General features: G+C 28.8%; 19 protein-coding genes and 1 other RNA gene. 18 read left to right on the top strand and 2 right to left on the bottom strand.

Annotated elements, in window-relative coordinates; translation table 11 throughout:
• Positions 1 to 11: 11 nt before the first annotated feature.
• The 13 genes from ACQPVP_RS15215 to ACQPVP_RS15155 all read left to right on the top strand — a co-directional run bounded on the left by ACQPVP_RS15215 (position 12) and on the right by ACQPVP_RS15155 (position 14,281).
• Positions 12 to 758, top strand: coding sequence for an amino acid ABC transporter ATP-binding protein (locus ACQPVP_RS15215; protein WP_430851359.1), 747 nt, complete (start codon positions 12 to 14; stop codon positions 756 to 758).
• Between the two features lie 36 nt (positions 759 to 794).
• Positions 795 to 1,640 (top strand): cysteine ABC transporter substrate-binding protein, encoded by an 846-nt coding sequence (locus ACQPVP_RS15210; protein WP_430851357.1) that lies wholly within the window; start codon positions 795 to 797, stop codon positions 1,638 to 1,640.
• 71 nt (positions 1,641 to 1,711) lie between these two features.
• Positions 1,712 to 2,302 (top strand): protein kinase, encoded by a 591-nt coding sequence (locus ACQPVP_RS15205; RefSeq protein WP_430851355.1) that lies wholly within the window; start codon positions 1,712 to 1,714, stop codon positions 2,300 to 2,302.
• 389 nt (positions 2,303 to 2,691) lie between these two features.
• A complete protein-coding gene (gene eno, locus ACQPVP_RS15200; protein WP_430842239.1) occupies positions 2,692 to 3,987 on the top strand; it encodes a phosphopyruvate hydratase in 1,296 nt (431 codons plus the stop codon).
• 142 nt (positions 3,988 to 4,129) lie between these two features.
• On the top strand, positions 4,130 to 4,363 hold the full coding sequence (gene secG / locus ACQPVP_RS15195; protein ID WP_430842237.1) for a preprotein translocase subunit SecG: 234 nt from the start codon (positions 4,130 to 4,132) through the stop codon (positions 4,361 to 4,363).
• A 58-nt stretch (positions 4,364 to 4,421) separates the two neighbouring features.
• Positions 4,422 to 4,799, top strand: a complete 378-nt coding sequence (locus ACQPVP_RS15190) for a PH domain-containing protein (protein WP_430851353.1) — start codon at positions 4,422 to 4,424, stop codon at positions 4,797 to 4,799.
• A 112-nt stretch (positions 4,800 to 4,911) separates the two neighbouring features.
• Positions 4,912 to 7,137: a ribonuclease R gene (gene rnr, locus ACQPVP_RS15185; protein WP_430851351.1), complete on the top strand. Its 2,226-nt coding sequence runs from the start codon at positions 4,912 to 4,914 to the stop codon at positions 7,135 to 7,137.
• Between the two features lie 113 nt (positions 7,138 to 7,250).
• Positions 7,251 to 7,721 (top strand): SsrA-binding protein SmpB, encoded by a 471-nt coding sequence (gene smpB, locus ACQPVP_RS15180; RefSeq protein ID WP_430851349.1) that lies wholly within the window; start codon positions 7,251 to 7,253, stop codon positions 7,719 to 7,721.
• Between the two features lie 141 nt (positions 7,722 to 7,862).
• Positions 7,863 to 9,773 carry a sigma-54-dependent Fis family transcriptional regulator gene (locus ACQPVP_RS15175; protein WP_430851347.1) on the top strand — a complete coding sequence of 637 codons (1,911 nt, stop codon included), beginning with the start codon at positions 7,863 to 7,865 and terminating at the stop codon, positions 9,771 to 9,773.
• Positions 9,774 to 9,987: 214 nt separating this feature from the next.
• Positions 9,988 to 11,154, top strand: a complete 1,167-nt coding sequence (locus tag ACQPVP_RS15170; RefSeq protein ID WP_430851345.1) for an iron-containing alcohol dehydrogenase — start codon at positions 9,988 to 9,990, stop codon at positions 11,152 to 11,154.
• A gap of 175 nt (positions 11,155 to 11,329) precedes the next feature.
• Positions 11,330 to 12,217, top strand: a complete 888-nt coding sequence (locus ACQPVP_RS15165) for a sulfide/dihydroorotate dehydrogenase-like FAD/NAD-binding protein (protein ID WP_430851343.1) — start codon at positions 11,330 to 11,332, stop codon at positions 12,215 to 12,217.
• 2 nt (positions 12,218 to 12,219) lie between these two features.
• Positions 12,220 to 13,614: an NADPH-dependent glutamate synthase gene (gltA, locus tag ACQPVP_RS15160; RefSeq protein WP_430851341.1), complete on the top strand. Its 1,395-nt coding sequence runs from the start codon at positions 12,220 to 12,222 to the stop codon at positions 13,612 to 13,614.
• Between the two features lie 271 nt (positions 13,615 to 13,885).
• Entirely contained in the window at positions 13,886 to 14,281 is a 396-nt protein-coding gene (locus ACQPVP_RS15155; RefSeq protein WP_430851339.1) for an RrF2 family transcriptional regulator, read from the top strand.
• A gap of 109 nt (positions 14,282 to 14,390) precedes the next feature.
• Here the strand turns inward: ACQPVP_RS15155 and ACQPVP_RS15150 are convergent, their stop codons facing one another.
• Entirely contained in the window at positions 14,391 to 15,086 is a 696-nt protein-coding gene (locus ACQPVP_RS15150; protein ID WP_430851337.1) for a hypothetical protein, read from the bottom strand.
• 172 nt (positions 15,087 to 15,258) lie between these two features.
• On the opposite strand from ACQPVP_RS15150, the gene ACQPVP_RS15145 reads away from it, so the two are divergent.
• Positions 15,259 to 16,248: a Gfo/Idh/MocA family protein gene (locus ACQPVP_RS15145; RefSeq protein ID WP_430851335.1), complete on the top strand. Its 990-nt coding sequence runs from the start codon at positions 15,259 to 15,261 to the stop codon at positions 16,246 to 16,248.
• Between the two features lie 161 nt (positions 16,249 to 16,409).
• Here ACQPVP_RS15145 and ACQPVP_RS15140 read toward each other — a convergent pair whose 3' ends face one another.
• Entirely contained in the window at positions 16,410 to 17,168 is a 759-nt protein-coding gene (locus ACQPVP_RS15140; protein ID WP_430851333.1) for a hypothetical protein, read from the bottom strand.
• Positions 17,169 to 17,513: 345 nt separating this feature from the next.
• Here ACQPVP_RS15140 and ssrA point away from each other — a divergent pair.
• The 4 genes from ssrA to ACQPVP_RS15120 all read left to right on the top strand — a co-directional run bounded on the left by ssrA (position 17,514) and on the right by ACQPVP_RS15120 (position 24,060).
• Positions 17,514 to 17,845, top strand: a transfer-messenger RNA (tmRNA) gene (ssrA, locus tag ACQPVP_RS15135).
• 440 nt (positions 17,846 to 18,285) lie between these two features.
• A complete protein-coding gene (locus ACQPVP_RS15130; protein WP_430851331.1) occupies positions 18,286 to 20,946 on the top strand; it encodes a DNA methyltransferase in 2,661 nt (886 codons plus the stop codon).
• 17 nt (positions 20,947 to 20,963) lie between these two features.
• Complete coding sequence (locus tag ACQPVP_RS15125) at positions 20,964 to 22,889, top strand: DEAD/DEAH box helicase (protein WP_430851329.1); 1,926 nt, start codon at positions 20,964 to 20,966, stop codon at positions 22,887 to 22,889.
• Entirely contained in the window at positions 22,882 to 24,060 is a 1,179-nt protein-coding gene (locus ACQPVP_RS15120; RefSeq protein ID WP_430851327.1) for a GIY-YIG nuclease family protein, read from the top strand. The genes ACQPVP_RS15125 and ACQPVP_RS15120 overlap by 8 nt, the downstream gene beginning before the upstream one ends.
• Positions 24,061 to 24,175 lie beyond the last annotated feature (115 nt).

Here is a 24,175-nt window from a genome sequence, read left to right as displayed (position 1 = left end):
GATGATAGATTATGAGTGATGAAGTATTACTTAAGGTTAGTAATTTAAAGAAAGACTTTGGTGATATAGAAGCGTTAAGAGGAATAGATTTAGATGTTAAAAAGGGTGAAGTAGTAGTTATACTTGGACCTTCAGGTTGTGGGAAAAGTACATTTTTAAGATGCTTAAATGGGCTTGAGAAAATTAATGAAGGTAATATATATCTTGAGGGATATGGTCTTTTAGGAAAGGAGATACCCTTTGAGAAGGTAAGAGGAATAGTAGGAATGGTCTTTCAGAGCTATGAACTATTTCCTCATCTAAATGTTATTAATAATATAATGCTTGGGCCAGTTAAGGCTCAAAATAGAAAAAAGGAAGAAGTAGAAAAGCAGGCAGATGAACTATTAAATAGGGTAGGTTTATATAATAGAAAGTATGCTTATCCAAGAGAGTTATCTGGAGGACAAAAACAAAGGATTGCAATAGTTAGGGCTTTGTGCATGAATCCTGAAATAATGCTTTTTGATGAGGTTACAGCAGCTTTAGATCCAGAAATGGTTAGAGAGGTTTTGATGGTTTTATTAGAACTTGCGAAGAATGGGATGACAATGGTGGTAGTTACACATGAACTTGAATTTGCAAAGCATGTTGCAGATAAAATAGTTTTTATGGAAGAGGGAAGGATAGTTGAAATGTCTTCTCCAGAAGAGTTTTTCAGAAGTCCAAAAACTGAAAGGGCAAAGAGCTTTTTAGCTTCATTTGATTTATATAAATAAAAAAATATAGTTTAGGAAAGAAAGGGTGTAAATAATATGAAAAAACTATTATCAATAATTTTAACTTTAGTATTAGTAGTAGGAGCGTTAGTAGGATGTGGTCAAGCAACAAATGGTAACCAAACATCTGAGGAAAATCAATCATCTATAGAGGAAATTAAGGCAGCAGGAAAAGTAAGAATTGGTGTGTTTAGTGATAAGCCACCTTTCGGTTATGTAGATGAAAAAGGTGAAAATCAAGGATATGATGTTTATTTAGCAAAGAGAATTGCAAAAGATTTACTTGGTGATGAAAATAAAGTTGAATTTATATTAGTAGAAGCAGCTAATAGAGTAGAATATTTAGAATCTAATAAGGTTGATATTATATTGGCAAACTTTACTGTAACTCCTGAAAGAAAAGAAAAAGTAGATTTTGCTACTCCATATATGAAGGTTTCATTAGGAGTAGTTTCACTAGATGGATTTCCAATTAAATCAGTAGAAGATTTAAAAGGTAAAAAACTATTAGTTAATAAAGGAACTACAGCAGAAGCTTACTTTACAAAAAATTATCCAGATATAGAACTAGTTAAATTTGAACAAAATACAGAAACTTTTGCAGCATTAACTGACGGAAGAGGAGATGCATTAGCTCATGATAATACTTTATTATTTGCATGGGCAAAGGAGAATCCAGGATACACAACCTTCATTTCAAGCTTAGGAGATGAAGATGCTATAGCACCAGCAGTAAAGAAAGGTGATACTGAATTATTAGAATGGCTTAATGACGAAATAGATACTTTAACTAAAGACGGATTCTTTAAAGAGGCATTTGAAAAGACTTTAGAGCCAGCTTATGGAGATACTGTAAAGCCGGAATCAGTAATATTTAATTAAATAGAAAAATTGTTATAAAAAAACTATATAAATAATAATATATAATAATAGTATTTTTATGGGAGAGTTATATGCCTAGGACGTATTCTTATTCAGCAGATTTTGATGCTGAAACTGAAGAACTTTTTAAAGAAGCTATTTTTCTTGGGGAAGGGCATAATGGAATAGTTTATGAACTTCCAAATGATAAAGCAATTAAGATTTTTCAAGAAATAAAGTGTTGTAAGGAAGAAGGAGATATCCTAAAAAAAGTAAGTAAATCTAAGTATTTTCCTAGAGTATATAATATGGGTAAATATTATATAGTAAGAGATAAGGTTGATGGAAATAGACTAGATCATTATATTAAGAAAAAAGGCTTTAATTATGAAATTGCAGAAGGTCTTTATAATTTAATAGAAGAGTTTAAAAAACTTAAGTTTACCAAATTAGATGCAAGATGTAGGGATATATATATAACTAATGACAATAAGGTTATGGTAATAGACCCAAAACAATGCTATAAACGAAAAGTAAATTATCCAAGGCATTTGATGAAGGGATTAGAAAAAGCAGGTGTTTTGGAAAGTTTTCTAGAGGATATTAGAATAATAGATAAAAAAGTTGCAAAGGATTGGCAAAAAAGATACAATCAATATTTGAAAGATAGAGAAATAGAGTAAGTAAAAGAGTCTAAAAATGGACTCTTTTACTATTTAAAAAATTATAATAAAGTTAAATTTATATAATACATATAAAGAGGATAAATTTCTAAAGAATAAAAGAAAATAAATTGCTCTTGTCAGTATTTATTTGGCAAGGGGAGATAGACTAAAAAAATATTTTTTAAAATGATTACATAGTTAAATTTATATTGAAATATATGGACAAAGTGGTATAATAATAGTTGAAATGTGATAATGATTATTATTTGCTAAAATATGTTATTAAGTGTAGCAATTTCTATATTAAAATACTTTTGTGAATAATTATGTCAGAGTATGATATAATAATAAGGGTAATAAAATATAGAGAATGTGATAAATAACATTAAAATAAAGGAGGATACGTAATGAAAAATTATTGCGAAATAGTAGACGTTGTAGCTAGACAAATTCTAGACTCAAGATGTTTCCCAACTGTAGAAGTTGAAGTTTATTTAGAAGATGGTACTGTAGGAAGAGCTGCTGTTCCATCAGGAGCATCAACTGGTATGTACGAAGCAGTTGAATTAAGAGATGGAGATAAAAACCAATACCTAGGTAAAGGTGTTTTAAAGGCTGTTCAAAACGTAAATGATACAATTGCAGAAGAATTAATTGGATGTAACGTATATGATCAACCATATATCGATAAGTTACTTATAGAATTAGATGGAACTCCAAACAAAGCTAAGCTTGGAGCTAATGCTATATTAGGTGTTTCTTTAGCAGTAGCTAATGCAGCAGCTAAATCATTAGATTTACCATTATATCAATATGTAGGTGGAGTAAATGCAAAAGTTTTACCAGTACCTATGATGAACATAATCAACGGTGGATCACACGCTGATAACTCAGTAGATTTACAAGAATTCATGGTAATGCCAGTTGGAGCTAAGACTTTCAGCGATGCATTACAAATGTGTGCTGAAGTTTACCACACATTAAAGAAAACTTTACATGATAAAGGATATTCAACAGCTATCGGTGATGAAGGTGGTTTCGCACCAAACCTTAAATCAAACGAAGAAGCTATCGAAGTTATAATCGAAGCTATAACTAAAGCTGGATACAAAGCTGGAGAAGACATGTTCATAGCTATAGATGCTGCTTCATCAGAATACTACAAAGATGGAAAGTATGTATTAGAACATGAAGGAAAGACTTTAACTGCAGCTGAAATGGTTGACTTCTTAGAAAACTGGGTTAACAAATATCCAATTATCTCAATCGAAGATGGTATGGCTGAAGAAGACTGGGAAGGTTGGAAGCTATTAACTGAAAGATTAGGTAAGAAAGTTCAATTAGTTGGTGATGACTTATTCGTTACTAACACTGAAAGATTAGAAAGAGGTATCGACTTAGGAGTAGGTAACTCAATCTTAATTAAGTTAAACCAAATCGGTACATTAACTGAAACTTTAAATGCTATAGAAATGGCTAACAGAGCTGGATACACAGCAGTTATTTCTCACAGATCAGGTGAAACTGAAGATACAACTATAGCTGATTTAGTTGTAGCTGTTAACGCTGGTCAAATTAAGACTGGTGCTCCAGCAAGATCTGAAAGAGTTGCTAAGTACAATCAATTAATCAGAATTGAAGAAGAATTAGACGACGTAGCTGAATTCAGAGGAAGAAAAGCATTCTTCAACATTAAGAAGTAATTAAAATAATTAAAAAGGATTGTAGGATAATTCTTACAATCCTTTATTTTTTTGAGCATAATCACTTGTAATATAACATTCAATATGGTAATATAACCTTATGTAAATACGACCATTTTTATTGAGGTTGGGAGGTATAGCAATGCTTAAAAATTCATTATTAGTATTGGAAGCAGTTTTAGGAATAGTGATTATAGTAACAGTATTATTACAACCAAGTAAGACAGACGCATTAAGTGGACTTATTCAAGGAAGCAAAACAGAAACATTTTTTTCCAAGAATAAAGCTAGAACTAAGGAAGCTATGTTATTAAAATTAACAGTTGTTTCAATGTTGCTTTTTGCTGTGAATACAATAGCTTTAAACTTAATATAATGTTATAAAAAGAGCTACGTTGTGTGGCTCTTTTATACTATAAAGGAAGTGAATAAATATGGGAATTTTTAATGGATTAATGGGAAATGCATCGGAAGTGAATTTAGAAAGTATAAGAAAAGAGTATACGAATATACTTTCATCTACAGAAAGAATAGAAAAGGCATATAAACTAATACGAGATATGTTTATATTTACAGATAAGAGACTTATATTAGTAGATAAGCAAGGGGTAACAGGTAAGAAGACAGAATATCATTCTATACCATATAAATCAATTACACATTTTAGTATAGAAACAGCTGGTCATTTTGATTTAGATGCAGAACTAAAAATATGGATTTCTGGAACGGCTCTTCCTATTCAAAAGCAATTTAATAGTAGTCTTAACGTTTATGAACTGCAAAGAGTATTGGCAGAATACTGTTTAAGATAACTAAAAGGTGTTTATTATGACTTAAATGGGGCAAAATATAGAAGTAATATTAAATATTTTAATAAGATATAGAATGCTAAATTATATAAGATAAAAGAAGGAAGTGAGATAGATGGGAATAAAACAAACTTTATTAAGTTTTATGAGAGAAGAAGCATATAGGCCAATGGATATACAAGAGTTAGTGGCTGTATTTGATATAAATCCAGATGAATATAAGTCTTTTAAAAAAGTATTGAAATCTATGGAAAAAGAAGGCTTAATAGTTAGGACTAAAAAAGACAAGTTCGGAGTACCAGAAAGACTTGGATTAGTTTCAGGTAAACTTGAAGTTCATCAAAAAGGATTTGGATTTTTAATACCTGATGCTGAAGGAGAAAAAGATGTATTTATACCAAGTTCTTCTATGAATGGCGCTATGAATGGAGATAGAGTTTTAGTTCAAATTACAAGAGAAGATATTAATGGTAAAAAGCGTGAAGGTGAAGTTCAAGAAGTACTAGATAGAGCCAATAAGAAAGTAATAGGTGTCTATGAAGATAGTAGAAACTTTGGATTTGTAGTACCTGAAGATTCAAGATTAAACCAAGATATATTCATATCTAAGAAAGATAGAAATGGTGCTACAGAAGGAGATCTAGTAATTTGTGAAATCGTAAAATGGGCTGATAAGAGAAGAAGCCCAGAAGGAATAGTTAAAGAAGTCTTAGGTAAAAAAGGAGATAGAGGTTTAGATATACTTACAATTATTAAAAAGTATGGATTACCTGAAGAATTTCCAGATAAAGTTCTAAACTATGCAGAAAATATTGACGAAGAAATTCCAGAAAAAGAATATGAAAGAAGAGTAGACTTAAGAAACTTACGAATGGTAACAATAGATGGAGAGGATGCTAAAGATTTAGATGATGCTGTATCTATAGAAAGACTTGATAATGGAAAGTTTAAGCTAGGGGTTCATATTGCAGATGTATCGCATTATGTTAAAGAAAAAAATCCTCTAGATAGAGAAGCATTAAAAAGAGCTACATCAGTTTATTTAATAGATAGAGTTATTCCAATGTTACCTAAGAAGCTATCAAATGGAATTTGTTCTTTAAATCCTAAAGTTGATAGATTAGCTTTAAGTTGTTTTATGATTATAGATAGTAAGGGTAAGGTTATTCAACACGAAATTGAAGAAACAGTAATAAAAACTAGTGAAAGAATGACTTATACAGATGTTACAAAAATTCTTGAAAATAATGATGAAGAGCTTATAAAGAGATATGATTACTTAGTTGATGACTTTAAGGCTATGGAAGAACTTTGTAATATTCTTCGTCAAAAGAGAATGAAAAGAGGCGCTATTGACTTTAATTTTGAAGAATCGAAAATTATATTAAATGACTTAGGAAAACCAATAGATATAAAGCCTTATGATAGAGCTATTGCAAATAGAATCATAGAAGAATTTATGTTAGTTTGTAATGAAACTATTGCAGAACATATGTATTGGACTAACTTACCATTTGTATATAGAATTCATGAAGAACCAGATGAAGAAAAGTTAGAAAAGTTTAAAGAATTTATATATAATTTAGGATATGTAGTTAGATGGGGACAAGAAACTCATCCAAGAGCTCTTCAAGATATATTAGACAAAGTAAAGGGGAAAAAAGAAGAAACAGTAGTTAGTACATTATTATTACGTTCAATGATGCAGGCTAAGTATTCACCAGAATGTGTAGGACACTTTGGTCTTGCAGCTAAGTATTATTGCCACTTTACATCTCCAATAAGAAGATATCCAGATTTACAAATCCATAGGATAATAAAAGAACAATTAAACGGAAAGATAGATGAAAAAAGAACAATTAAACTATCTAATATAGTAGAAGTTGCATCTAAACAATCTTCTGAAATGGAAAGATTAGCTCAAGAGGCTGAAAGAGAAGTAGATGATTTAAAGAAAGCAGAATATATGAAAGAAAGAATTGGAGAAGAGTTTTCAGGAATTATTTCTTCTGTTACTTCCTTTGGATTATTTGTAGAACTTCCAAATACAATAGAAGGTTTAATTCATATTACAGCATTAGATGATGATTACTATATATATGATGAAGCTCATTTATGCTTAATTGGAGAAAGAACTAAAAAAGTTTATAGACTAGGTGATGAAGTAAAGGTTAGATGTACTAGAGTAGATATAGATAATAGAGAAGTTTATTTCGATTTAGTAGAAGAAGAGTCTAAAGAAGAAATATTACCAAGTGAAAAACTAAATGAAAAGATACAAGAGGCAAAAGTGGAAATAAAGGCTACCTTATTAGAAGATGATGAAGAAGATATTGAATAATTTAAAATGAAACTCATCAAAGATAAGTGAAGTTAAATATTAAAATTTAAATTTTAGTTCATGTTTAAGAAAATGTTAACTTAAGAAGTAAAAATAAAATGTGTGGTGAGATTATGGTAAGAAAGAAAAATAGTAATTCATTAGCTGAAAATAGAAAAGCAAGACATGATTATTTTGTTGAAGAAACTATAGAAGCAGGAATAGCTTTAGTTGGAACTGAGGTTAAATCTATAAGAGGTGGAAAATGTAATTTAAAAGACTCTTATGCTGATGTAGATAACGGAGAAATTATTATAAAAAATATGCACATAAGCCCTTATGAGCAAGGAAATATATTTAATGTAGACCCATTAAGAGAAAGAAAGCTTTTACTTCATAAGCAAGAAATAGCTAGATTTAATGGATTAGTATCTCAACAAGGATATACATTAATTCCATTATCATTATATTTAAAAAATGGTAGGGTGAAAGTAGCTCTTGGATTATGTAGAGGTAAGAAAAACTACGATAAGAGAGATTCTATGTTAGAAAAAGCTCATAAGAGAGATATTGAGAGAGAATTAAAAAATTCTAATAGATATTAATTAAATAAAAAATAGGATAATCTTAAAAGTAATATTAAGGTTATCCTATTTTTATTTTTACTTCTTTTTTATGGAAAAGTAACTTATATAGGAGTAAACTATATTTGTAATATAAAGTAACATAAGAGGTATGGGGTGACTATGCAAAATAAAAGTAAATTAATTGAGAAGTCTCATAAGAGAAGTGAAGGTTATGGAGTAAATAAAGATATTAATCATTCAAAAATAATATTAAAGAATGATGAATTGAAGAAAGTACTTGAAATAAACAAGGAATTAATAGAAATATCTAAACCATATATAGATAATGTTTTTGAAGCTGTTGAGGATAAAGACTTTATAATAACATTAACAGATAATAATGGATGTATTCTTTATATAAAGGGTGCTGAAGAAATTAAAGATGAATTAGAAAAATTAAATTTAATAGTTGGAGCCTATATGGATGAAAAAAATATAGGAACTAATGCAATGGCAGTAGCAATATCAGAAGATAGATGTATTCAGATAACTGCTAAGGAACATTATATATCTATTTTTCAGAGTTTAACTTGCTCAGCAGCTCCAATTCATAATAGTAAAGGCGAGATAATTGGTACTTTAAATTTAACTGGGAAAAGTAATATGAAACATCCGCATACTTTAGGGTTAGTTATTTTTGGAGTAACTGCAATAGAAAATGAACTATTTAGAATTAAGACTAATTTTATACTAAATCAAACATATAATTATATGAAAACTGTCATAGAAAACGTAGACAAAGGAATCATAATTATAGATACACATGGGATAATTATAAATATAAACGAATTAGGACTTAAAATTTTAGAAAAGAAGAATAACAATTTAATAAATGAAGATATAAATTATATAATACCTAATTTTCAAAACATTGTAGATAGAATATCAAATAATAATGAAATAATAAAAAGAGAAATAAAATTAAATCATGATAGTAAATATAAGACAGAAGTTACACTTAAGGGAATAAAACATAATGAAAAAGTAATTGGAATTGTGGCTATTTTGACTAAAGTAAAGGAGAATGATAAGAAAACTGACTTCACAGGAGCAGTCTTTACTTTTAATGATATTATTGGAGAAAGTCATGCTATAAAAAATGTAATTACAAATTGTAAGGTTATAGCTAATAGTCCATCTACAGTTTTAATTCAAGGAGAAAGTGGAACAGGTAAGGAAGTTTTAGCACAATCTATTCATAATTATAGTATTAGAAAAAACAATAAGTTTGTAGCAATAAATTGTGGAGCAATACCGGCTAATATTATAGAAAGTGAACTATTTGGATATGAAGATGGAACTTTTACTGGTGGAAAAAAGGGCGGAAGAATAGGAAAAATAGAATTAGCCAATGGAGGAACATTATTTTTAGATGAAATAGGGGATATGCCTCTTGATATGCAAGTGAAGCTTTTAAGGGTGTTACAAGAAGGAAGGGTAACAAGATTAGGTGGTAGCAAAGAAATTTCAGTAGATATGAGGGTAATTGCAGCTACTAATAGAAATCTAAAAAAAGAAATTAAAGAGGGAACTTTTAGAGAAGATTTATATTATAGATTATGTGTTATTCCAATAAAATTACCTCCTTTAAGAGAAAGAAAAGGAGATATAAGAATGCTTATAGAGTATTTTTTAGGTATGAAATCAATGAAGTTAGAAAAAGAAATACCAGATATAAGTAATGACTTAATAAATAAATTATTAAGCTATAATTGGCCAGGTAATATAAGACAACTGGAAAATTGTATAGAAAATATAGTGAACTTAAATGGTGAGCTATCATCTGAAATATTAGACGATAGTGATGATATAAATAAAGATTTATTCAATATAAGTAGCAATAATAATGAGGTAATATCAAAAAGTATAGTAGAAGAAAATTTCAATTTAGAAGATATAGAGAAAGAAGCCATTATTAATGCTATAAAATATAATAATTATAATGTTACTAAAACAGCTAAATCTCTAGGAGTAAGTAGAAATACATTATATTTAAAAATAAAGAAGTATAACATAGAAATTAAAAACTAATAGTGCTCAAAAATAAGACAGTGTCATAAAACTTAACAATATTAATATAATTAGATGTTCAAATTTAGGACAGTAATATTTTTATAAATATAATTATACTAAGAAAAGTGAATTATTTAACAGGATTGTTAAATAAAAAACATTTTGGCATGACTCTTGCTTATTATATTTATCGAAATAAGAAAATAAATTCTAGATAATATTGGAGGTCATTATGGCACGTTTTACATTACCAAGAGATTTATATCATGGAAAAGGATCATTAGAAGCATTAAAGGATTTAAAAGGAAAGAGAGCATTTGTTGTAGTTGGTGGAGGCTCAATGAAACGTTTTGGATTCCTAGATAAAGTAGAAAGCTACTTAAAGGAAGCTGGAATGGAAGTCAAACTATTTGAAGGAGTTGAACCAGACCCATCAGTAGAAACAGTTATGAAGGGTGCAGAAGAAATGAGAAGCTTTGAGCCAGATTGGATAGTTGCTATGGGTGGTGGATCACCAATAGATGCTGCTAAAGCAATGTGGATTTTCTATGAATATCCAGATTTTACTTTTGAACAAGCAGTTGTTCCATTTGGATTACCAGAACTTAGACAAAAAGCTAAATTTGTAGCAATTCCATCAACAAGTGGTACAGCTACTGAAGTTACAGCATTTTCAGTTATTACTGATTACAAAGCAAAGATTAAATATCCTCTAGCTGATTTTAATATAACTCCAGATGTAGCAATAGTAGATCCAGAATTAGCTCAAACTATGCCAGCTAAATTAGTTGCTCATACTGGAATGGATGCATTAACACATGCAATTGAAGCATATACTGCATCACTTAGATCAAACTTCTCAGATCCATTAGCTATGAAGGCTATAGAAATGGTTAGAAAAAATTTAATAGCTTCATTTAAAGGTGATGAAGAAGCAAGAAACTTAATGCACGAAGCACAATGCTTAGCAGGAATGGCATTCTCAAATGCTTTACTTGGAATTGTTCACTCAATGGCACATAAAACAGGTGCTGTATTCCATATTCCACATGGATGTGCAAATGCAATATTCTTACCATATGTAATACAATATAATAGAGTTAAATGTGAAGATAGATATGCTGATATAGCAAGAGATTTAAAATTAAAGGGAGAAACAGACGCAGAATTAACAGATTCATTAATTGAATTAATAAATGATTTAAATACAGAATTAAATATTCCTCACACAGTAAAAGAATACGGAGTAACAGAAGAAGACTTTAAGGCAAATTTAGAATTTATTTCTCATAACGCAGTATTAGATGCATGTACTGGATCTAATCCAAGAGAAATTGATGATAAGACTATGGAAAAATTATTTGAATGTACATTCTACGGAACCAAAGTTGATTTTTAATAATAATTAGTTTTGTTAAATAGAAATTCAATTCTAAGGTTATCTTAAACTGAATTAGATTCTTTTTATGATAACCTTTTTTGGTTATTTATACAAAAAAATACATTAATCAATTGTGTGAAAATTCGAAAAGTGATAACATTATTAAGAAAGATAAAAATTAGGGGGGACGATTATGTATAAAATAGTTAAAAAGAGGGAGCTTACTGATAACATATATCTTATGGATATTGAAGCGCCTAGAGTTGCAAGATCAGCTAATCCAGGTCAATTTATAATAATTAAAAATGACGATAAGGGTGAGAGAATTCCACTTACCATAGCTGATTATAATAAAGAAGAAGGTACTGTTACTATAGTTTTCCAAGCTGTAGGAAGAGGAACTAAAGAACTTGCAGGATTTGAAGTTGGTGAATATGTTGCTGATTTCGTGGGACCTTTAGGACAACCTAGTGAATTTATCCACGAAGATATTGAAGAGCTTAAGAAAAAAAATATCATTTTTGTAGCAGGTGGAGTAGGGGCAGCACCTGTATATCCACAAGTTAAGTGGATGAAAGAAAATGGAATTTCTTGTGACGTAATCGTTGGTAGCAGAACTAAAGACTTATTAATATTAGAAGATGAATTTAAAAAAGTTGCTGGAAACTTATACATAGCAACTGATGATGGAACTTATGGATTTGATGGAAGAGTTACAGATTGTTTAAAATATTTAGTTCAAGAAAAAGGTAATAAATATGATCATGCTATAGTAATTGGACCTATGATAATGATGAAATTTATGGCTATGCTGACTAAGGAGCTTAATATCCAAACTACAGTAAGCTTAAATCCAATAATGGTAGATGGAACAGGTATGTGTGGTGCATGTAGAGTTACTGTTGGCGGAAAAGTTAAATTTGCTTGTGTTGATGGGCCAGAATTTGATGGACATCTTGTAGATTTTGATGAATCTATGAGAAGACAATCTATGTATAAGACTGAGGAAGGTAGAACACAGTTAAAAATAGAAGAAGGGGATACTCACAATCATGGTGGTTGTGGTTGTAAGGTGGATTAGTTATGAGTACACAAGTACAAGATAGAATGAAAAGAGTACCAGTAGCAGAACAAGCTCCAGAAGTAAGAGCGAAAAACTTTGAAGAAGTATGTCTTGGATATTTAGATGAAGAAGCTATAAAAGAATCTAATAGATGTTTAGGATGTAAAAATCCTAAATGTGTAGAAGGATGTCCTGTATCTATTGATATTCCAGGCTTTGTTGCATATATGAAAAAAGGTGAATTTGAAGAAGCAGCAAAAGAAGTTGCAAAATATAGCGCATTACCAGCAGTTTGTGGAAGAGTTTGTCCACAAGAAAGCCAATGCGAAGGTAGATGTGTATTAGGAATAAAAGGTGAGCCTGTATCTATAGGAAAGCTAGAAAGATTTATAGCAGACTGGTCAAGAGAAAATAATGTTGACCTTTCAGAAAGAGAAGAATTAAAGAATATAAAAGTAGCAGTTATTGGTAGTGGCCCTGCAGGGTTAACTTGTGCTGGAGATTTAGCTAAAAAAGGTTATGATGTAACTATATTTGAAGCTTTACATGAACCAGGGGGAGTTTTAGTATATGGTATTCCTGAATTTAGACTACCTAAGGATGATGTTGTAAAAGCTGAAATTGAAAATATTAAAAAGCTAGGAGTTAAAATAGAAACTAATGTAATTATAGGTAGAACAATAACTATAGATGAACTTATGGAATCAGAAGATTTTAAAGCTGTATTTATAGGATCAGGAGCAGGCCTTCCAAAGTTTATGGGTATAAAAGGTGAAAATGCAAATGGAGTTTTGTCTGCAAATGAATTTTTAACAAGAGTTAATTTAATGAAAGCATTTAAAGAAGAATACCATACTCCAGTTAAAGTTGGTAAAAGGGTTGCAGTAGTTGGTGGAGGAAATGTTGCTATGGATGCAGCAAGAACTGCACTAAGATTAGGGTCTGAAACTCATATAGTATATAGAAGAAGTGAATCTGAGCTTCCTGCAAGACTTGAAGAAGTACATCATGCTAAGGAAGAGGGAGTTATTTTTGACGTACTAACTAATCCAACAGAAATTTTAGTAGATGAAAATGGTTGGGTTAAAGGAATGAAATGCGTTGAAATGGAACTAGGAGAACCAGATGAATCTGGAAGAAGAAAACCAGTAGTTAAAGAAGGCTCAGAATATATTATGGATGTTGATACAGTTATTATGTCTCTTGGAACATCTCCAAATCCATTAATTTCATCAACAACAAAGGGACTTGAAACTAACAAGTGGAAATGTATAATTGCTGATGATAATGGTTTAACTACAAAAGAGGGTGTTTATGCTGGTGGAGATGCTGTAACAGGAGCTGCAACAGTTATTTTAGCTATGGGAGCTGGTAAAAAAGCAGCAGCGGCTATAGATGAATATTTAAGTAAATAATATATTTAAAGGGATACCTAAAACAATATAGATTTTGTTTTAGGTATCCCTTAATTATTTTTAATTGTGAAAACAATTAACATAAATATTAAATTTTTTGTAAATATTAAAAATCTGTAAAAATAATATATTTTTTTAAGGAATTATATGATGTTTTATAGTATAATTTTGAAGAGAGTATATTTGCATAAGAAAATATAAATTATGTATTTAATATTCAGACAAATCTAATTTCAATAAATTGAACATAACACGAAAGAGAGGGGTTTCCATGTATTTATCCAAATTTACTGATTACTCTTTTAGAGCATTAGTATATTTAGCAGAAAATAGAGATAAACTTTGTACTGTAGAAGAGTTAGCGAAAAAATTAGAAATATCAGAACATCATTTAAAGAAGATAATACATAAGTTAGCCAAGACTGACTTGATCATTTCTATGAAAGGTAGAACAGGTGGTTTAAAGTTAGGTTTAGATCCTCAAGATATAAACTTAGGAGAGGTTATTAAAATAACTGAAGATAATTTAAACATAGCACAGTGTTTTAATAGGGCAAATTGTTGTCCGTACATAGGTTCTGAATGTAAAATCAAAGGAATAATGAGAGATTCCCTAGATGCATTTCTTCATGAGTTTTCTAAATATACATTAAATGATGTATTATAATTATTGGGAAATAAAAAAATGCTTAAACAAAGTGTAAAGAATTAAGCTTTATACTTTGTTTAAGCTTTTTTATATTGCTTATTTGTAATAATTATATATGTAGTAAAATTTATTTTATATTAAAAGTAAAGGTTCTTACATTCTCTTTACTTAAAGGAAGGTTCTTTTCAGTTAAATCAAAGTCATAATCACTAAGATAATTTTTAAAATAATCTTCATAGTAATCTTTATTTACAATAAAGGTATCACCGGTATCTTTAAGCTCTATTGTATGAATTAATTCTATTTCAAAGGTATTAATTTTTTCTGGATTATTATTATAAAAATAATTTAATTTATATACTTCTCCTAAGGTTAAATTATAAGTTTCATTACTTACCTTTAAATCCTTAATATTTGAAGTGGATTGAATATTTTTAAAGGTTATATTTTTTACATTAGCCCAATCTCTTAAAAAAGCAATTCTCTTAAATTCATATTTTAAAGAATAGGCACTAAAAGTTTGATTAGTATCATAAAATTTATAAAGTTTTTCTACATTACCATTTAAGAAAGCTTCATTTCTTATAGCAAAGAGATCTTGAAAAAAATTTGCTATACTTTCCTCAATATTTTCATTTTTGTCAGTTATAAATGTACCAACATTTGCAGTAATATCATCAGAATAAATTGATTTATAATGTTTTGTAAATAATTCAGAATATGGAGAATTAGTGTTTTTAGTTGTAGATATAAAGTAAATAAAGTTACTTACAAGAAAAATGTAGATGAAAAATCTTGATAATAAAGGCATTAATCTTTTCATAAAAAATCCTCCTTAGATAAATTTATAGAAATTCTTATACTAATAATCCAATTTAGAATATTATTAGTATGTGCAATATTATAAGGAAAATTCTTTGGTGATTTTTGGAGTTAAGTAATAGTAGTATATGTTATAATTAAAGTATATTAATTTTATAAAAAGGAGAGCAATTATGATTAGAATAGGGGTTATAGGAAGTAATTTTATTACAGATAGACTAATTGAAGGGGCAAAAGAAGTAAAAGATGCTAAGATTGCTGCTATTTATTCTAGAAGTGAAGAGAGAGCTAAAGAGTATGCAGCAAAGCATGAAATTGAACATACTTTTACTTCTTTAGAGGAAATGGCAAAAAGTGATTTAATAGATGCAGTTTATATAGCATCACCTAATGCACTACATGCTAGCCAAGCAGTATTATTTTTAAATAACAAGAAACATGTATTAGGAGAAAAAGCCTTTGCTTCAAATACTAAAGAAGTTGATGAAATGATAAATGCTGCAAAAGAAAATGATGCTGTTCTTATGGAAGCAATGAAAACTACACTTTTACCTAATTTTAAAGTAGTAAGAGATAATTTATATAAGATAGGAAAGGTTAGAAAATACTTTGCAAGCTACTGTCAATATTCATCAAGATATGATAAGTATAAGGCTGGAGAAGTATTAAATGCCTTTAAAAATGAATTGTCTAATGGAGCAATTATGGATATAGGGGTTTACTGTATAGCTCCTATGGTTAATTTATTTGGTAAACCAAATAGTGTACAAGCTAATGGAATTATGCTTAAAACAGGAGTAGATGGAGAAGGTAGCATTGTCTTTGGATACGATGATATGGAGGGTGTTGTTATTTATTCTAAAATAAGCAATTCTTATCTTCCATCAGAAATACAAGGAGAAGAAGGAAGTATTATAATAGATAGAATTAATACATTTAATAATGTAAAAATAATATATAGAGATGGAAGAGAAGAGGATTTATCCTTAGAACATAAAGAAGCAAATATGTGCTATGAAGTAGAGGAATTTGTAAACTTAATTAAATCTGGAGAAAGAGAATCTAAGATTAATTCATTAAAGGTATCAAGAGATATTATTGAAGTAATTGAAGAAGCAAGGAAACAAGTAGGAGTAGTATATCCAGCTGATAAAGACAATTAAAAAGTTAATTTATAAAAGTACATTGAAGGCTAGCTCAATCTTCAATGTACTTTTTGTATTTTGAATATAACAAAAATAGCTGATAATAACTTTAAATTATGTATAATTAAGCAGATTTGAATATAAATTAATCTACTATTATAAGAAATATGTTTTAAATATTATTTAACTAGATAAATTTTATCTTTTTCTTTTTTATCTCTATCATCAAATGGATTATCAATTAAAGCTCTTACAAAAAGTCTTGGATAATTCTTATTTAAATAATTCATGTATTCACACCATTCAAGTGCTAAATATTTATATGCTATAGCCATATCACTAGCCAAATGATCTAATTCAAAAGGTTGAATTTTATCACAGTATCTAGCTTCAATTTCTTCTTTAACATGTAATAAAGCCATAAGCATATCTGTAAATTCTTCATGTTCATGAATATTTTCATTAATTATTAAGTTCATTAAGAAATCTCTATTTTTTGATAGGATGTTTTTTATAGTATCTATATTTATTTTAGTTATATTCAAATTAAATTTACGATTTTTTATTTCATTTTTAAGTTTCTTACAAGAATTATCATCCCAATTACTTGCACAAATATTTGAATTTATAAGTTCACCTATATTTTCATCACCTTTAACAAATTCAGTAAGGATAGCTCTTCCTATTTCAGTATAGAATAGACCTATCATCATATTAAGTTTTTCTAGGAAATGATTTTTCTCTCTTTTTTCAAGTAGCCTATCAATAATAAGTGTTGTAAAGAATACCTCCATTGGGATAAAAGCTATATCAGCAAATAAAAATATTAATGTGTGATGAGCATCTTTAAATATTAAATAATGAGCATAATGTAATAGTAATGATAATACTACAAGACCAATGCCTATAATCACAGTTTCTTTAGTTTTTTTCTTCAACTTTTAAACTCCTTCCATTTGTTATAAGTATGTAATAATGTTAATAAATAAATTCATGATTAAATATTTTTATAAGGATTTAATCTATAAAATCATGAAATTAAAAATATTACTTTAGAATTATAACATAATTATGAACAATCAGAGAAAATAGGATTAAATATATCTAAATTTAAGAAATTAAAAGAATTAAATTAGATATATCCTATCTATCTATTTAAAAAGAAAAATATAGATAAAATGCAATATTTAAGATTGTTGACAGAAAAATTTTTATAATATATAATTACAACACAGAATGAAAATTGAATATTCGCGTTAAACTAATTTTTAACCTGGGGGCGTTTTGGCTTCGACGGGGGTAAGATGGGTTTGATAAGCGAGCCGAGGCAAGCATGTCACCTCGATAATAAAGTATGCATTAAAGATAAACGCAGAAGACAATTTTGCATTAGCAGCTTAATATAGCCGCTCATCAGCCCAGGGTGCCCACGCTCTGGATCACTGGTGTCATTAAAGTGGGAAACGAAGTTTAGCAAAGCTTTGAGCTAAAGGGGTATTTATGAAGCTAGGGAATTAGGAGTTTGTTTGTGAGCGAACTAAGGACCGAAATTTTAGTCACAAACTACGCTCGTAGAAAGTCAGATTGGTCTACTTTCGGACAGGGGTTCGATTCGTAAGATGAGTCGCCTTATGAAGTGATTCATAAGTGATAACTTGGCTTTATCGGTGAACTCGTAATAGGTAATGCTAACGACAATACCGAGAGGTATGTGAAGAAATTCAACAGCCTCGTATCGACTTATAGGTTCCTAAAGCAAAAGCTATGGAATACTAGGATAGAAGACATAAACTATATTGAGCTTCTATAATACGCCAAGAGTGTAAAGATATTTTACACTAAGATATAGTCAGTGCCATTAAGAAATTATGGATGCACATGACCCCTCGCCTCCACCATGAAAACCTCGACAATACAGAAATGTGTTGTCGAGGTTTTTTATTTTTTAGATAAGAAATGTGTAAGAAATTGTAAGTGTGTAATATAAAGTAGTATTTAAGATAAAAAAAATAAGGTATAATAAAAGTGATAATGTTAGATATGAGGGAGAAGTTTATGAATTTAATTGATATAGAAAAAAATATTAATAAATTAGCATATGTTATAGAAAATGAATTCGAATTAATAAGAGATATTTTTATATATGAATTATTAAAATGTTATGGAGTACCTAAAGCTTCTATAACAAGATTACAAAATGGAAGTACAAATATTTCTAAGAATGCAGGGGAAATACTGTGGAAAAAGAAATTATTTTTTAAAGAATGTAAAGATCAGGATATTTACAAGGTGTTTTTAGATGTTACAAATGATGAAGTAATTTTAAAAAATGAACCAAGATTTATTATAGTAACAGATTATGATGAGTTAATAGTATTAGATACTAAGGTAAAGGATACTTTAGATATTAATATTAATGAAATAAATAGATATTATACCTTTTTCCTACCATGGGCTGGAATGGAGAAAGCTAGTCAAGAGTTTGAAAATCAGGCAGATATAAAAGCAGCAGAAAAAATGGCTAAAATGTATGATGAAGTAAAAAAAGATAATGGATTTAAATCAAATAATCAAGTTCATCAATTAAATATTTTTTGGGCTCGTATATTATTTTGTTTTTTTGCAGAAGATACCGGATTGTTTGAAAGTAAACTATTTACTAATTCGATAGAATCTTATACACAGTCTGATGGAAGTGATTTGAATGTGTTTTTGGAGAAAATATTTGAAGCTTTAAATACTAAGAATAAAGCTAATTATCCTGAATACTTAAAAAAGTTCCCATATGTGGGAGGCACTTTATTTAAAGATAAGCATATAAAATTAAATTTTACAATAAAGTCCAGAAAAGCATTGATAGAAAGTGGAAAGTTAGAATGGTCTGATGTAAATCCAGATATTTTTGGAAGTATGATTCAAGCTATAGTTAATCCAGATGATAGAAGTAATTTAGGGATGCATTATACATCTGTAACTAACATTTTAAAAGTGATAAAACCATTGTTTTTAGATGATTTACAAAATGAGTTTGAGAAATTAAAGAATGATTCAATAAAATTAAAAGTCTTATTGAATAGATTATCTAAAATTAAAATTTTCGATCCAGCTTGTGGATCAGGAAATTTCTTACTAATAGCATATAGAGAATTACGTGATCTAGAAATGAAAGTTATTCAGAGAATTAATGAGATAGATCCTCAAATATATTCAAATGCTACTAATATTTCATTAGACCAATTTTATGGTATAGAATTAGATGATTTTGCTCATGAAATTGCCAAGTTATCTTTATGGTTAATGGAGCAGAAGATGGAAGTAAAGTTCAATAAAAAATTTGGTGTAAGCAAAAATGTATTCCCTATAGTTGAAGAAGCAAAAATTGTTAATGCAAATTCATTGCGTGTAGAATGGAAGGATATATGTCCAATTAATGATAATTCTGAAGTGTATTTATTAGGAAATCCACCATATTTAGGGGCGCGTTTACAGAGTGGAGAACAAAAGAATGATGTAAATATAGTATTTAATAATATGAAGAAGAGTAACAATCTAGATTATATTGCATGCTGGATATATAAGGCGAGTGTATATATTAAAGGCCATAATTCAAAGGCGGCTTTTGTTTCAACTAATTCTATTTGTCAAGGAGAGCAAGTTGAAATATTATGGCCTAAAGTTTTTGAATTAAATGTATGCATTAACTTTGCATATACTTCTTTTAAATGGAAAAATAATGCTAAAAGTAATGCAGAAGTTATATGTGTAATAATTGGACTTGATAATAATAATATTAATTCAGATAAAAAAATCTTTACTAATGGTGTAGTTCAAGAGGTTAAAAATATTAATCCATATTTAATACCAGGAAAAAGCTTAGTAATTACAAAATCAAAAAAATCAATATCAGGTTTACCAACAATAAGTTTTGGAAGTATGCCTAATGATGGTAATAACTTAATATTATCAACAGAAGAGCGTAATGATATAATATCAAATAATCCATTAGCTAAAAAATACATTAAAAGGTTGATAGGAGCCAAAGAAATTACTCAAAATCAACAAAGATGGTGTATTTGGTTAAAAGATATAGAGGATGAAAATATTATTGATGAGATAGATGAATTTAAAATAAGAGTAAATAATGTTAGAGAATACAGATTGAAAAGTACAAGAGAAGCAACAAGAAAATTAGCTAAATACCCACAATTATTTGGAGAGATAAGACAACCTAGAACTAATTATATAGCAATTCCTAGACATTCATCAGAAAGAAGAGAATATATACCAATGAATTTATATACAGCAGATGATATAATAAGTGATTCATGTATGTCAATAGAAACTAATGAAATTTGGATTTTAGGAATTCTAATGTCATCAATGCATATGATATGGGTGAAAACTGTCGGAGGCAAAATAAAGACTGATTATAGATATTCAGCGGATATATGTTATAATACATTTCCTTTTCCTAATATATCTCAAAATAAGAAAAATATTATTAGGGAATATGTGATGAAAATTATAGAGGAAAGAGAAAAGAATTTTGAAAAGAGCTTAGCTCAATTATATAACCCGGAGGATATGCCAATAGGATTAAAAGAGGCTCATAGGAATTTAGATTTAGTTATTGAAAGATGTTATCGTAGTAGGGAATTTAAATCAGATGAGGATAGATTAGAGTGTTTATTTAGTTTATATGAAGAAATGATATAAAAAGGGGGACGATTTAAGTGGAAAATTTGATTGAGGTTAAATATGAACAAAGTGAGAAAAGTACACAAACTAATGTATATGGAATGAGAGAGATGCAGGAGAGAGCATTTAAAGCAAGAAATGCTCAGTATTTACTTTTAAAATCTCCTCCTGCATCAGGGAAATCTAGAGCTTTAATGTTTATTGCATTAGATAAGTTAATAAATCAAACTATAAAAAAAGTAATTGTAGCAGTTCCAGAAAGAGCAATAGGAAGCTCTTTCTGTGCAACAAATTTAACTGATTATGGATTCTTTAGTGATTGGACTCCAAGTGAAAGGTATAATCTATGTACTCCAGGAGGAGAAAAGAGCAAAGTAAAGGCTTTTAAGGAATTTTTTTTGAGTAGTGAGAAAATTCTAATATGTACTCATTCGACTTTGAGATTTGCATTTGAAGAATTAGATGTAAGTGAGTTTAATGATACACTTCTTGCAATTGATGAGTTCCATCATGTATCTTCTGATGGTGAAAATAAGATAGGAGGATTATTAAAATCTATAATTAATAACTCCAATGCTCATGTAGTAGCCATGACAGGTTCTTATTTTAGAGGAGATAGTGTTCCAGTACTTTTACCAGAAGATGAGGAGAAGTTTACAAAGGTTACTTACAATTATTATGAGCAGCTAAATGGATATAAGTATCTTAAATCTTTAGGAATAGGATATCACTTTTATCAAGGGAGATATACTTCAGCAATTCCAGAGGTATTAGATACTAGCAAAAAGACTATTATTCATATACCAAATGTTAATTCAGGGGAATCTACTAAAGATAAACACAATGAGGTAGATTTAATATTAGATTCTATAGGGGAACTTGAGTATCAAGATAAAGATACAGGTATTCTATATGTTAAAAGATATTCAGACAATAAAATTATAAAAGTTGCTGATTTAGTAGAAGATAGACCTAAGGAAAGAGAGAAAGTAGTTAATTACTTAAGAAATATTAAAGAAGCTGATGATTTAGATATTATTATTGCATTAGGAATGGCAAAAGAAGGATTTGATTGGCCATATTGTGAACATGCATTAACGGTTGGATATAGAGGATCATTAACAGAAATTATTCAGATTATTGGAAGATGTACAAGAGATAGTTATAATAAGAGTCATGCACAATTTACTAATTTAATAGCTCAACCTGATGCTGATGACGATTTAGTGAAACTATCTGTAAATAATATGTTGAAAGCTATTACAGCTTCGCTATTAATGGAGCAAGTATTAGCTCCAAATTTTAAATTTAAACCTAAGTACCCAGAAGATACAGAATCTAAGCCAGGTGAGATAAAGATAGGTGGACTAAAGAAACCTTCATCTGCTAGGGTAAAAGATATAATAGAAAATGATTTAAATGATTTAAAGGCAAAAATTTTACAAGATGATCAAATGTTGAAGGCTATGCCTGGTAATGTGGATCCAGAGGTTATAAATAAAGTTTTAATACCAAAGATTATACAAATAAAATATCCTGAACTTTCAGATGATGAGGTTGATCAAGTACGTCAGTATGTAGTAGCTGATTCTGTTGTAAAGAATAGTGAGTTTAAGGAAATTGGAGATAAAAGATTTATTAAAATGGCAAATCAATTTGTTAACATTGATGACTTGCATATTAATTTAATTGATAGAGTAAATCCATTTCAAAGAGCGTTTGAAATATTATCAAAGTCAGTTACTACTCATGTATTAAAATTAATTAAAGATACTATTGATGCTACAAGAATACAAATGACAGAAGAAGAAGCTATTATATTATGGCCGAAGATTAACGAGTTTATTACTAAAAATAAGAGACAACCTAATATTGAATCATTAGATCCCTTGGAAAAAAGAATGGCAGAGGCAATAGTATTTTTAAAAGAGTTAAAGAGGAAGATGAGTAGAAATGGATAATAAAAATCTTGATAAATTATTAGAAATATTTGATGATGATCCTTTTGGCATATTAACAGTTAAGGAAAAGAAAGCAACTTATGTATCTGAAAATTCACAACTAATAGAATCATTTAATGAAATAAATAGATTTTATGAGGCTAATGGAAGAGAGCCAGAAAAATCAACTAATATTATAGAAACAAAACTTTTTTTTAGATTATCGAGCATAAGGGATGATAAAGAAAAGAGTGAGATTCTAAAGAATTATGATGAACATAACTTATTAAAATTAACTAATACAGTGGAAGTGAAATCTATAAATGATATTTTTAATAATGATAGTTTTAATATTTTCGATGATATTAATGATAATATTTTTGATGTTGAAAGTTTACCTAAGAGAACTACAATGCCTGATTATATAGCAAGTAGAAAGATATGTAAGGAATTTGGTAAGTATGAAGGACTATTAAAGCAATGCCAAAGAGATTTAAAAGAAGGTAGAAGAAAATTAATAAAGTTTAAAAATGGACAACAAGTAGAAGAAGGACATTTCTTTGTATTAAAAGGCGTGTTACTATATGTTGATAAAGTTGGAGAAACTACAATCGAAAATGGAGTAAAAAATGCAAGATTAAGATGTATATTTGAAAATGGTACTGAATCTGATATGTTAATGAGGTCTTTAGGTGCTGAATTATATAAGGATGGTAGAAGGATTACTGACAGCGACATAAACTTAAAGAAGGAACTTTTTGATAAATTTAATAATGTAACAGAAGAGGATAAAGAGGCTGGGTATATATATATACTTAAATCAAAAAGTGAAGACGAAAATATTTCTAGTATTAATAATCTATATAAAATTGGATTTTCAACTACTACAGTTGAAGAGAGAATAAAAGGAGCTGAGAGCGAACCAACATATCTTATGGCTCCAGTTAAAATAATAACAGTATTTAAGTGTTACAATATGAATGTAAGTAAGCTCGAAACTTTGTTGCATAATTTTTTTGGACAATCATGTTTAGATATTGAAATAACAGATAAGGATGGAGATAAACATAAACCTAGAGAGTGGTTTATAGCTCCTTTAGAAGTTATAGAAGAAGCTATAAAGCTAATAATAAATGGACAAGTTATAAATTATAAATATGATAGTGTGACGCAGAGTATAATATATAGATAAGAAGGGAGCAAAATAGAGGCGTAAGATTTCTATTTTGCTCGAGAGTGTAAAATAGTCTGTGTAAACTTCAGAAAATGATATAATAAATTATCAATTATGGAGGGAACACAGACTA

It is taken from the genome of Clostridium nigeriense (assembly GCF_050585265.1).
Lineage (GTDB): Bacteria > Bacillota > Clostridia > Clostridiales > Clostridiaceae > Clostridium > Clostridium nigeriense_B.
Note: the sequence above shows the minus strand (reverse complement) of the source record. Positions and strands in the feature narration are given on the sequence as shown.